The sequence below is a fragment of the Rhodococcus sp. 15-725-2-2b genome (assembly GCF_002259075.1).
Taxonomy (GTDB): domain Bacteria; phylum Actinomycetota; class Actinomycetes; order Mycobacteriales; family Mycobacteriaceae; genus Rhodococcoides.
Window position 1 is genome coordinate 133,970 of sequence record NZ_NPFL01000015.1, and the last position, 12,034, is coordinate 146,003.

Below are 12,034 nucleotides of genomic sequence, written 5' to 3' on the forward strand. Positions count from 1 at the left end.
GGGAGTGTCGGCTGTCGCACGCACACCTGTAGTGAGACGTACGTAACAGCTACTCCTAGCTAAACATAAGATGTTTAGGGCGTCAAGACGAGGTAAATCGAGACAAATGGCGAATAGACTTCGACGAATCTCGTTAAAGATCTGATGTATTTAGCGGTTTCGCGCGATGCCAGCCGGTTGTCGACTGATAGTGCTCGCCCAAGTCGAACAAGGCACCCTCACGGTGCGCCGCAGCGGTGAGTTGCGCTCCCACCGGCATGCCCGAGGCCGGGTGGAAGCCGACCGGCAGAGCCAGCGTCGGGCCGTCGTGCAACGACCACGGGTAGGTGAATTGTCCCATCCGTCGCGAGAGAACGACCACGTCGTCGCCTCCGTCCCTCGGGGGAACATCGACCGGCATTGCCGGGGTCAGCACCACGTCCACTGCATCGAACGTGGCGGTCATCGCCTCGAGGAATCGTTCGCGGCCACCGAGTGCACGGGCACGCTCGGACTCGGAGATGCTCAGGCCCAGCGCTATTCGCTCCAAGGTCGCGGGTTGGAAGCGGGAAGGCTCGGTGTCGAGTCGGTGCCGATGGCAGCGAGCGAGGTCGCTGTAGACGATCGTGTAGACGATGTCCTGAGCATCGGCTGCATGCCCCAGTTCGATGGGGACGATCTCGTACCCCAGGTCGGCGAACGTGCGCACGGCACTCGCGACGGTCTGCGCGACGCCGGGGTCCACGTCGGCGGTGAGGAACACGCTGGGCACCCCGATGCGTGTCACAGCCAGCGATTCGGACGGGCTGGAGGACAGGACGTCGAACAGAGCCCTGACCTCTGCGACCGACCGCGCCATCGGGCCGACGGTGTCGAATTGCTCGCTCACCGGGAACACACCGTCGTTGCTGATCGATCCCCAACTCGGGCGTAGACCGGTGATTCCGCACGCCGCGGAGGGGAGGCGCACCGACCCGCCGGTGTCGGTGCCCAGGGACCCGTCGACCGATCCGGCGGCCACGGCAATCCCTGAGCCGCCACTCGATCCGCCGGGCACCCGAGTGCGATTCCACGGGTTGTACGACGGTCCGGCGGCCGAGTTCTGGGAGGTGACGCCGACGGCGAACTCGGCCATGTTCAGTTTCGCGACCACCGACCCGCCTGCGTACCGCAGGCGGGTGACGACCTCGGCATCAGCGTTGGCAACTTTGTGCTCGAAGAACTCCGACGCGCAGGTGGTCTCGACGCCGGCCACGTCGATGTTGTCCTTGACGCCGATGCGCAGGCCGGACAGGGGCCCCGGGGTGTCGTTCCGGTCGTCGATCCACCGGACGACACCGCCGAAGGTCCCGTCCTCGATCAGGCCGCGCTCCGGGCGCGCAGCTCAGCCGTCGCGTCCTCGTCGACCGTCCACGAATCGGTGTTCACGACCACACCGTAGTCGCGTCGAGCGTCGTCCTCGGTGAGGTACTCGTCCCAGACGTCGCTGAGCACCTGGAAGGGGTCACGCTCGAACGGGTTTCCGAAGCCACCGCCCGAGGGCAGTTTGATCTCCAGCGTCTCACCGGAGCGAATCGTCTCCTGAGTGACCTTGGAGTACAACACTTCCTCGCGGTCGGTGCCGGCGTTCCTGGTGAACGAGCCGGACACACCGTTGTGTCCACCGAGCGCTCCGGCCGGCGGATCCGATCGGTTGTCGGCCTCGGAACCGAGGAACGTATCGGTCTCCATCAACCACTTGCGCACACTGCCGATACCGCCGCGCCACTTGCCCGGCGCTGGAGCTTCGTCGCGCAATTCGTAGCGCAACGCACGCATGGCGTGATTGAGTTCGAGTTCCTCGATCGGGTTGTTGCGGGTGTTGGCCATCAGGGCATCGACGGCGTCCATCCCGTCCTTACCGTTGCGGCCGCCGTACGAGCCCTCGTTGATCTCGATGTAGACCCAATAGGATTCGCCGTCCGGCGCGATGCCGGAGTAGGCGATGGCGCACAGCGCGGCGGACGACCCCGCGATAGCGTGTTCCGGAAGCACCGGTGCCAGAGCCAGATTGATCGAGTCGAACACTCGGTTGACCTGAGAGAACCGCGCGAAGCACGACGCGGGGAAGTCCGGATTGAAGATCGTTCCCTCGGGGGCATAGGCCTTGACGGGCCGGAAGCACCCGTCGTTCTGGGGAACGAACTCCTCGGTCAGGTCCTCGTCGAGCAGAATCGTCCGAATGGCCGAGACGGCCACCGGCAGAACCGAACCCTCGAAGGGGACGTTGAATGCGGTCGGCACCTGGCTGTTCGAGCCGGTGAGGTCGATGAGGATGTCCTCGCCCTCGACCTGCACCCGCACGGCCACCTTCAACGGCTCGCCGCGGTTCTTGCCGTCGTCGTCGAGGTATCCGATGGGGGCGGTGTAGCTGCCGTCCGGAATCTCGCGAATCTTGTTGCGCAGCATGGACTCGGAGTAGTCCATCCACCGCTCACCCGCACTCATGACGGTATCGAGGCCGTACTTCTCGAGCAGCTCGGTGAATCGCTTCTCGCCGATGCGCGAGCAGGCGATCAACGCTTCGAGGTCGCCGCGGTTCTGCTCGGGGGTCCGGACGTTGTCGAGGATGTGCTGAATGAGGTAGTCGTTGCGGACTCCGGCCTCGTAGATCTTCATCGAGTCCATCAGCTTGCCCTCGGCCCAGACGTCGACGACGTCCATGCACAGGCCGGGGAAGTTGCCGCCGACATCGGACACGTGCCCGGTGCATCCGGCGAAGCCGATGTGTTCGCCCTGCCAGAAGATAGGGATGATCACGCCGTAATCGGGGGAGTGCGCCGCTCCGTGGTAGGGATGGTTGTGCAGCACCACGTCACCGGGCTTGTAGGTTCCCGCCAGGCGACGGTTGACGCCCTTGATGTACGCCGGGATCGAACCGCAGTGCATCGGAGTCGAATCCGACTCGCACAGTTCGCGTCCGTTGATGTCGAAGATGCCCGCGCCGAGGTCCTCGGACTCGCGGATGAGCGAGGAGTACGCCATGCGGTAGAGCACCTGGGCCATCTCTTTGGCCATCGACTGCAGTGCTCCGCCGATGACGCGCAGTGTGATGGGGTCGACCTCGACGTCGTTCCAGGTTCGAGTGGACTCGCCCGCCAGTGACACTCCGGTGGTGGGCATCAGCGCCTTGCTCATGCGGGGTTCCTCTCGATGATGATGTGGCCGACGGCGTCGACGCTGGCGTGCTGATTCATGCCGATGATGGTGGTGGAATCGAACTGCTCGACGATCGCAGGGCCGTGAATCTCGTTGTTCGCCAGCAACAGCGACCGCTCGAAGACCGGAGTCTCCACCCACTGGGGCGCGGACGTGTCGTCCTGCCAGAACAGCGCCTGCGTGGTCGCCTTGATCGCAGCCGAGGAGTCGGCGGTGCCCACCTCGATGTCGGCGATCTGGACGTGGGGGACCGCGCCGACGCCGGTGACGCGCACGTTGATCAGCTGAACGGGCTTGTCGTCGAACCGCTGCGAGTAGGTGCGTCCGTGCACGTCGTGGAATGCCTCGGCGACGGTCTTGACCCACACGTCGTCGATCTCACCGTCCGGTGCGGCGACGCGCAATTCGTAACCCTGACCGACGTAGCGGCAGTCGACGCTGCGTTCGAGCGAAATGTTCTCCGCCGCAACACCGTCCTTCTCGAGCTGCGCGACGGCGAGCGCCGACAGGCGCTCGATCTGCTCCTGCAGCAGTTCGATGTTCGGATCGGCGGACGACGTCCACACCGTCGTCGGCTCCTCGTAGCGGATGTCGGTGGTGAGCAGGCCCACGGCGGAGGTGATGCCGGGGTGACCGGGCACTATCACGCGAGGAATGCCGAGCTGGTCCGCGATCTGCCAGGCGAACAGCGGACCGGCCCCACCTTCGGCGATCAGTGAGAAATCGCGCGGGTCATAGCCTTTGCGCACCGAGTGCAGGCTGATGGCCTCGGTCATAGAATGGGCGAGGATCTTGAAGATGCCCATCGCGGCGTCGTCGAGCGGGGTGTCGAGCTTGTCGGCGATATGGGTCTGAATGGCTTCGCGCGCCAATTCCGGCTGTACTTCCATTGTTCCGGACAGGAAGCTCTTCTCGCGTAGCCATCCCATCATCACCATGGCGTCGGTGGATGTCGGTTCGGTGCCGCCGTGTCCGTAACAGGCCGGGCCGGGAATGGCTCCTGCACTGCGCGGTCCGACGCGGAACATGCCCCCGTCGTCGACCACGGCGATGGATCCGCCTCCGGCACCGATGGTGTCGACCTCGGCCATCGGCACCATCGCGTGGTAGTCGCCGATTCGGGTGTCGAGGAGATGCTTCATGCGTAGCGCGCCGTCCGGTGCCACTCCGACGTCCGCGGAGGTTCCGCCGACGTCGAGGGTGATGACACTGGGGTATCCGGACGCCTTACCGATGGCGCAACCACCGAGCAGTCCGGCGACCACGCCACTGGTGAGCAGCGAGACCGGGATTTCGCTGGCGCTGCGCGAGGTGACGAGTCCGCCGGCGGAGGTCATGAGGTGGACGTCCTCCCCGACCTGTGCCGCCTTCGCCTTGCCGGCCAGATTCTCGATGTACTTCGAGGTTTTCGGTCCGATGAAGGCGTTCAGTGCTGCGGTCGAAAAGCGTTCGTACTCGCGATATTGCGGCGCGACTTCGCTGGAGAGGGAGATGAAGACGCCGGGGAACTCCTCCTCGATGATGGCTCGGACACGCTGCTCGTGCGTGGGGTTGCGGTACGCGTGCAGGAACGCGACGGCGATTGCCTGCACACCGCGCTCACGCAGCAGTCGAACCTGTTCGCGCACAGCATCGTCGTCGAGCGGGGTCAGGACATTACCTGCGGCGTCGATGCGTTCCGGGACCACACGACGGTTGCGACGCGGAACCAGCTGCCATTTCTGCCACGGAAGATCCTGGTAGTTCGAGTAATTGAGGGGACGCTTCTTGCGCGCGATGTGCAGCAGGTCGCGGAAACCCTCGGTGGTGATCATGCCGACGTCGCAGCCGTTGTGCTCGAGCACGATGTTGGTGGCCACGGTGGTGCCGTGGAAGAACATGTCGATGTCGGACGGGTCGATCCCGGCGCGTTCGGCGAGGACCTTGATTCCGTCCATCGTGCCGATCGATGGGTCGTGATTGGTCGACGGGGTCTTGTGGACGACCACCGTGCCGTCGTCGTCCCACAGGACGAGGTCGGTGAACGTGCCGCCGACGTCGACTCCAATGCGTTTCATGCTGCGTCCGTTCTGTCGGTGCCCGAGTGGAGCGGGAAGGCGTGCTCCGCCTGTTGGTACGAAGTAGTGGGATCACCGCTGTGGTGACATGAGTCATAGTGCTGATGATGCGCCGGAAAAGCAATACCTCTGATGTATTGCGTCGGCTTTGTCCAAATGTGCGGCGAAGTCTGTGCTCGAGCGCACGCATCTGCGCTAAAAAGCGGATGTATACGGGGCGGCGATCTTCGCATCCTGGAGCATCGGCCAAGCTAAGCTCGTGCCGACCGGTACCGATCGGTCAGCAGAACCAGTCGAGCATCAGGGGGAAGTCGTGGCCGAACCGGCATCGCTCAAGGCCACTACCAAGAGCGTCCCCGCGTATGCGGTTCTGGCCGGCCATCTTCGCGGTCGCATTCTGTCCGGTGAGCTGCAACCAGGAGAACGACTTCCCGGCGAGGCCGAGCTCACCGCCGAATTCGGCGTAGGACGCAGCACCATCCGTGAAGCCCTTCGGTCCCTGGCCAGCCAGAATCTGATCGAGACCACCAGGGGAGTGACCGGGGGAAGCTTCGTCGCTGTCCCCAGTGTCGGACACATCAGCGAGCACCTGGAAACCGGTGTGGCGCTGATGGCCGCCGCCGAGACCGTCACCGTCGATCAGCTCATGGAAGTGCGCAACCTCATGGAGGTGCCCGCAGCCGGCATCGCTGCGTTCCGCCGCACCGACGAGCATCTCGAGCAGCTCAACGCGACGATCTTCGACCCCAACGACGTGCAGGGACCCGAGACCTTCGCGAAGAACCAGGAATTCCACCTCGTCTTGCTTCGCGCAGCCCACAACCCACTGCTCGAGCTCATCACCGCTCCCGTCTTCCGTGTCCTGTCCGGCCGATTCGGTCGCGATCACGCACCGGAGGGCTTTTGGCAGTGCGTCGACAGCGATCACCGGGGACTGCTCGACGTGGTCGAAGCCGGTGATTCGATGGCGGCCATGGACCTGATGCGTAAGCATCTCGACCACCTCGGTGACTCCTACCGGCAGATGGATCGACTCCGAAACCCATAAACATCTGCTCTTTATCGAGTCGATTCAGGTGATGTCTGCCGATTACCGGTTTCCGCGAACCCTTGACGCCGTAAACATCTGATGTTTATGGTCTAGGTAAGGCACTCGCCAAACTGACACGAGGAGACACGGTGGCAATCCATCCGGCCGTTCTGGGGCGCTTCTTCGACGACTACACCGTGGGGGACGTCTACCAGCACCCCTTCGGACGGACGATCTCGGAGACCGACAACACCTGGGTGACGCTGCTGTCGCTCAACACGAACCAGAACCACTTCAACGCGCATCTGGCATCACAGAACCCGATCACCGATGGGAAGGTCATCGTCAACTCGGGCCTGACCGTGTCTGTGGTACTGGGTCTTTCGGTGATCGACATGAGTCAGAACGCGATCTCGAACCTCGCGTTCACCGACATCAAGATGTCCCACCCGGTCTACGCCGGCGACACCCTGTACGCCGAGAGCATCTGCACGGGGCTGCGTAAGTCCAAGTCTCGGCCCTACGCCGGCATCGTCTCGATGATCACCCGAGGCCTCAATCAAGATGGTGCCGAGGTCATTTCGTGGAAGCGCTCGGTCATGGTCGCCACCCGCGACAGTGGCATCGGGCAGAACTACTTCCCCGAAGCACAGAACGGCCCGCTCGAACTTCCCGCCGACATCGAACTGAAGACGAAGGATTCCGACGCATGAGGCCACTGGAAGACGTCCGCATCATCTCCCTCGAGCAGTACGGCGCAGGCCCGTTCGGCAGCCTGCATCTGGCCGACCTCGGCGCGGATGTCATCAAGATCGAGGACCCCAGCGTGGGCGGCGACGTCGGACGCTACGTCCCTCCGTACAACGAGGGCGAGGACTCGCTGTTCTTCGAGAGCTTCAACCGCAACAAACGGTCTCTCTCCCTCGATCTTTCGACACCGAGCGGGCGAGCGGTGTTCGAGGACCTCGTCCGCACCAGCGACGCCGTCTACTCCAACCTCCGCGGTGACGTGCCCGAGAAGATCGGCATCACCTACGACCAGCTCAAGCACCTCAATCCCGCGATCGTGTGCTGCAGCCTCACCGGCTTCGGTATGACCGGCCCGCGCGCGAAAGAGCCCGGCTACGACTACATTCTGCAAGGTCTCGCCGGCTGGATGAGCGTCACCGGCGACCCGGACGGCCCGCCCACCAAATCCGGTCTGTCGCTGGTCGATTACTCCGGTGGATTCGTCGCCGCCATTTCGCTGCTGTCGGGATTGCACGCAGCCCGGCGTGACGGCATCGGCGGTGACTGCGACGTCTCGCTGTACGACACTGCGATGTCTCTGCTCACGTATCCCGCGACGTGGCATCTCAACGCTGGCTTCGAGCCGATCCGCACGAAGAATTCCGCTCACCCGTCCTTGGTTCCGTTCCAGGCCTTCGAGGCAACGGACGGATGGCTCATCGTCGGCTGCGCCAAAGAGAAGTTCTGGGACCGACTCGTCGTCGCCATCGATCGCCCGGACCTCGGTGCCGATCCGCGGTTCACCAACTTCTCGTTGCGTGGCAAGAACCAGGACGTGCTCCTGCCGATCCTGGAAGAGGTGTTCGCCACGAACACCGTCGAGCACTGGCTCTCGAAGCTCGGCCCGGCCGGGGTGCCTACCGGGCCGATCAATGACGTCGAGCACGCACTGACCGAACCGCACACGCTCGCACGCAATCTCGTCGTCGAGACCGAACATCCGGTGTACAACACCGTGCGTCAGGTCGCGTCCCCGGTGAACTTCGGTTCCGAGGCCAAGCAGTACCGCCGAGCGCCGCAGCGCAACGAGCATTTCGACGACATCATGCGCGACCAACTGGGCTACGACGACGAACGCGTCGCACAACTGAAGGCGGAGGGAGCCTTCGGAACGGCGAAGGACGAGGTGCGGGCGTGACCTCGACGATCCTGGCGGAGTGGGCATCCGGTGTCACCGTCGCCGATCTGTCCGAGGGCGTCCGGCACGCCGCCGCGCGTCACCTGCTCGACGGCGTCGGCAATGCCATTGCAGCGCAACGGTTGGGCTATGGCCGGGCCGGTTGGACGGTGGCCGATTCTCTCGGCGGACCGCCGGAAGCCCGTCCGCTCACCGGTGCACGCGGGTTGTCGGCACCGGCGGCAGCGTTCGCGACCGGAGTGATGTTGCACGCCCTGGACTTCGACGACACGCACGCGGGCGCTCTGGTCCATGCGACGGCCGTATCTCTTCCCGCGGCCTTCGCAGTGGGGCAGCAGGTGTCGGCCTCGGGAGCCGACGTGCTGACTGCCGCCGCGCTGGGCCTGGAAACCGCCTGTCGTCTCGGTGAAGTCAGTCCACACGGATTTCATGCCCGGGGAGTGCACGCCACGGCAGCGGTGGGTCCGTTGACGGCCGCACTCGTTGCCGGTCACCTCTCGAAGTTCGACACCGAGACGTTAGTCAATGCCCTGGGGATCGCCGGGTCGTCGAGTTCGGGACTGCTCGAGTTTCTCGATACCGATGCCGACACCAAGGCTCTGCATCCGGGATCGGCGAGCATGAACGGTGTTCTGGCCGCGCGACTCGCCGCCGCCGGTGCAACCGGGCCCTCGTCGGTTCTGGAAGGTCGACGCGGAATCTACGCTGCGTTGACCGACCGGCCGACGAATTTCGCGGCACTGACCGAGGGGCTCGGCTCGCGATGGGAAGCGACTCGAATCGGCATCAAGCCGTACCCGAGTTGCCAGCTGATGCACGTCACACTCGATGCAGTGTCGGAAGCCCTCGGCGACACAGACGTTCACGCGAGCGATGTCGCCGACATCGAGGTGTTCGTTCACCCCGATTCGAGCCCGTTCGTCTGCGGACCGAACACCGGGGTCGCCTCACCGCGCAGTACCTACGACGGCAAGTTCGACCTGCCGTGGAGTGTGGCGGCGTTGCTGCACGATGGAGCGATCACCGTCTCGACCTACACCGACGAATCCATCGCACGTGAGAACGTCCTCGTCACTGCCCGCAAGGTGCGGGTGACGAACCTACCGTCCGAGGTTCCCGCGGCGGCCGCGTCGGGCAGGGCGGTTCTCACGCTCACCGACGGACGAGTGCTCGACGCCTCCGTCGGCGGTAGTCAGGGATCCGCTGGATTCCCCCTGAGCGACGACCGTCTGCTGGAAAAGTTTCTCGGCAACTGCGGCAACGACTCTCGTGCCGCCGAGCTGTCCGACCGCATCCTCGGATTGGTCGACGAAACCGACCTGACCGCCATTCTCGATCTCGCCGCAGCCATCGCGCCGGCACCGTGACACTTTGATCGACGACACCCCAATCGACAGGACATCATCATGGACTTCACGTACGACGAACAGCAGATGGCATTCCGTAAAGCGTTGCGCACCTTCGTCGACAAGGAAATCATCCCGGTAGCCAACGAGTGGGAGAAGACGGGTCGGTACCCCACCGAGATCGTCGAGCACATGAAGGCCATGGGCCTGTTCGGGATCACGACGCCGGAGGAGTACGGCGGCCTCGACCTGGACAAGGTCTCGTTCACCCTGGTCTACGAGGAGCTGGCCCGGGGATGGATGGGCGTCGCCGGGATTCTCGGCAGCCACAACCTCTCCTGCTGGATGATCGGCAAGCACGGCACCGAGGAGCAGAAGAAGACGCTGCTGCCCAAGCTCGCGTCCGGTGAATGGCGCACGGGAGTCGGCCTGACCGAGCCCGGAGCCGGAACCGATCTACAGGGAATCAAGACCACCGCCAAGCGCGACGGCGACCACTACGTCGTCAACGGTGCCAAGACGTGGATCACCAACGCGCGACACGCGAATGTGCTTCCGGTACTGGTCAAGACCGACACCACCACGACCCCCGCGCACAAGGGCATGTCGCTGCTGCTGATCGACACCACCACCGACGGTTTCGAGGTGCAGCGCGACATGGGCAAGCTCGGATACAAGGGCACCGAATCGTGTGAGATCACCTTCACCGATGTGCGCGTTCCCGTCGATGCTCTGCTCGGCGGCGTCGAGGGTCGTGGTCTGCAGCAGGCACTGTCCGGTCTCGAGATCGGCCGTCTCAACATCGCCGGACGCAGTGTCGGCATCGCTCAGGCCGCCTACGACGCTGCCCTCGAATATGCGAAGCAGCGCACCGCATTCGGTCAGCCCATCGCCGAGTTCCAGGCCATTCAGCTCAAGATCGCCGACATCGCGACCCAGCTGCAGGCTGCGCGCCTGATGACGTACTGGGCTGCATCACAGGCGGATTCGGGTAAGCGCGTCGACATGGAAGCCGGCATGGCGAAGTACTTCGCCTCCGAGGCGGCCATCACAGCCAGCCTCGAGGCCATGCGCATTCACGGGGGCTACGGCTACTCGACCGAGTTCGTCGTCGAGCGCCTCTACCGCGACGCACCGCTGATGGCCATCGGCGAGGGCACCAACGACATCATGCGCACCGTCATCGCGAAGTCCCTCGTCGCGGGTACGGGAGTGATCGGATGAGGTCGGCTCTGACGTACCTCTACGTTCCCGGGGATGTGCCGGAGCGCTTCGACAAGGCACTGGCATCGGGCACGGACGCGGTGGTGTTGGACCTCGAGGACGCCGTCACCGCGGCGAACAAGGACCATGCGCGGGCGACGGTGGCCGAGTGGGTTGCTTCCTGCGAACCGGGTGACGTCCAGATCTGGGTGCGGGTGAACCCAGGGCCGTTGCAGGAGGATGATATTCGTGCAGTGTTGCATCCGAACCTGACCGGCATCTGGCTGCCGAAGGTGTCGTCTGCTCGCGAGATCGAGCAGGCCGACGCTCTTCTGGGCGACAGTAGCGCGGTGGTCTCGCCTCTGATCGAGACGGCCGCCGGAGTGTTCGCCGCTCTGGAGATTGCCCGTGCGCCTCGGGTCAAGTTTCTTCAGATCGGTGAGGTGGACCTCGCCGCCGATCTGGGCGTCGACGGCTCGGCGGAGTCACTGTCGTTCGTGCGCGCTCAGGTGGTGGCAGCCAGCGTGGCGGGCGGAATCGATCCGCCTCCCGCAGCGGTGTCTCGAAACTTCAGAGACGCCGATGCATTCGAGGCCGATACTCGTGCCTTGGCCGGTCTCGGTTTCGTCGGTCGTGCGTGTATCCATCCGGCCCAACTCGCACCGGTGCGAAGGGTCTTCGTGCCCTCGGAGAACGAGGTGCGTGAGGCCGAGGAGATGTTGGCCGACCTCGAACGTGCGGAGTCCGGTGTGGCCGTGGACAGCAAAGGATTTCTGATCGACGAGGCCGTTGCCCGAACCGCTCGACGAGTGGTCGAGCGTGCTGCTGCGCGGTCCGCGATCGGCAGCTGACGTCAGCCGAAGACGATATGAAGCCCGACGCTCGCTGTGGCCCCACCGGCGCTGAGGATGAAGTTGTGTCGTCCTTCGTCGCGGAACACCATCTGCATCGGCAGAAACCAGAAGCGGTTCTCGCCGGTGAAGCCGGTGCCGGGGATCTGCAGGCCCCGTTGATTCACGATGTGTTCGCCGTTGGCGTCGAGCACTTCGAGAGACGCCGGGAAGTCCTTGCCGATGTCGTCGGGCCCGGTCTGCAGTAGCGCGACCAGGCGGCATTCGAGCATGCGGGTGTCGCGCGGGACCGTGCAGGTATCCCAGACGCCGCCGAGAATGTCGAGCATGTCTTCGCTGACTCGCGCGTACTCGGCGAAGAACAATCCGGTGATGATCATCTGCTTCGGCTACCTCTTTCGATCGACACTGGCCTCGGACGCACGAATTTTCACGATGTGTGG

General features: G+C 64.2%; 10 protein-coding genes. 6 read left to right on the plus strand and 4 right to left on the minus strand.

Features of this window, described 5'->3' with window-relative positions:
- Positions 1–133: 133 nt before the first annotated feature.
- Genes CH306_RS16790 through CH306_RS16800 form a run of 3 tightly spaced genes read right to left on the minus strand, consistent with a single transcriptional unit; the run spans position 134 to position 5,234 of the window.
- Entirely contained in the window at positions 134–1,342 is a 1,209-nt protein-coding gene (locus CH306_RS16790) for an amidase (protein ID WP_306436747.1), read from the minus strand.
- Positions 1,339–3,156 (minus strand): hydantoinase B/oxoprolinase family protein, encoded by a 1,818-nt coding sequence (locus tag CH306_RS16795; protein ID WP_094647224.1) that lies wholly within the window; start codon positions 3,154–3,156, stop codon positions 1,339–1,341. The genes CH306_RS16790 and CH306_RS16795 overlap by 4 nt, the downstream gene beginning before the upstream one ends.
- Positions 3,153–5,234, minus strand: a complete 2,082-nt coding sequence (locus tag CH306_RS16800; protein ID WP_094647226.1) for a hydantoinase/oxoprolinase family protein — start codon at positions 5,232–5,234, stop codon at positions 3,153–3,155. Before CH306_RS16800 ends, CH306_RS16795 begins: the two co-directional genes overlap by 4 nt.
- Before the next feature lie 313 nt (positions 5,235–5,547).
- Here CH306_RS16800 and CH306_RS16805 point away from each other — a divergent pair, with 313 nt between their 5' ends.
- The 6 genes from CH306_RS16805 (at position 5,548) to CH306_RS16830 (ending at position 11,591) form a co-directional block, all read left to right on the plus strand.
- Positions 5,548–6,282 (plus strand): FadR/GntR family transcriptional regulator, encoded by a 735-nt coding sequence (locus tag CH306_RS16805; RefSeq protein WP_094647378.1) that lies wholly within the window; start codon positions 5,548–5,550, stop codon positions 6,280–6,282.
- Between the two features lie 131 nt (positions 6,283–6,413).
- The gene (locus tag CH306_RS16810; protein ID WP_094647228.1) at positions 6,414–6,977 is read left to right on the plus strand and encodes a MaoC family dehydratase; all 564 of its coding nucleotides are present in this window, start codon (positions 6,414–6,416) and stop codon (positions 6,975–6,977) included.
- Positions 6,974–8,191, plus strand: a complete 1,218-nt coding sequence (locus CH306_RS16815) for a CaiB/BaiF CoA transferase family protein (protein ID WP_094647230.1) — start codon at positions 6,974–6,976, stop codon at positions 8,189–8,191. Before CH306_RS16810 ends, CH306_RS16815 begins: the two co-directional genes overlap by 4 nt.
- Positions 8,188–9,558 (plus strand): MmgE/PrpD family protein, encoded by a 1,371-nt coding sequence (locus CH306_RS16820; RefSeq protein ID WP_094647232.1) that lies wholly within the window; start codon positions 8,188–8,190, stop codon positions 9,556–9,558. Before CH306_RS16815 ends, CH306_RS16820 begins: the two co-directional genes overlap by 4 nt.
- A 39-nt stretch (positions 9,559–9,597) precedes the next feature.
- Positions 9,598–10,761, plus strand: a complete 1,164-nt coding sequence (locus tag CH306_RS16825) for an acyl-CoA dehydrogenase family protein (RefSeq protein WP_032395011.1) — start codon at positions 9,598–9,600, stop codon at positions 10,759–10,761.
- Positions 10,758–11,591 carry an HpcH/HpaI aldolase/citrate lyase family protein gene (locus CH306_RS16830; RefSeq protein ID WP_094647234.1) on the plus strand — a complete coding sequence of 278 codons (834 nt, stop codon included), beginning with the start codon at positions 10,758–10,760 and terminating at the stop codon, positions 11,589–11,591. The genes CH306_RS16825 and CH306_RS16830 overlap by 4 nt, the downstream gene beginning before the upstream one ends.
- Positions 11,592–11,593: 2 nt before the next feature.
- Here the strand turns inward: CH306_RS16830 and CH306_RS16835 are convergent, their stop codons facing one another.
- Positions 11,594–11,971, minus strand: a complete 378-nt coding sequence (locus CH306_RS16835; protein ID WP_094647236.1) for a DUF6941 family protein — start codon at positions 11,969–11,971, stop codon at positions 11,594–11,596.
- Between the last annotated feature and the right edge of the window lie 63 nt (positions 11,972–12,034).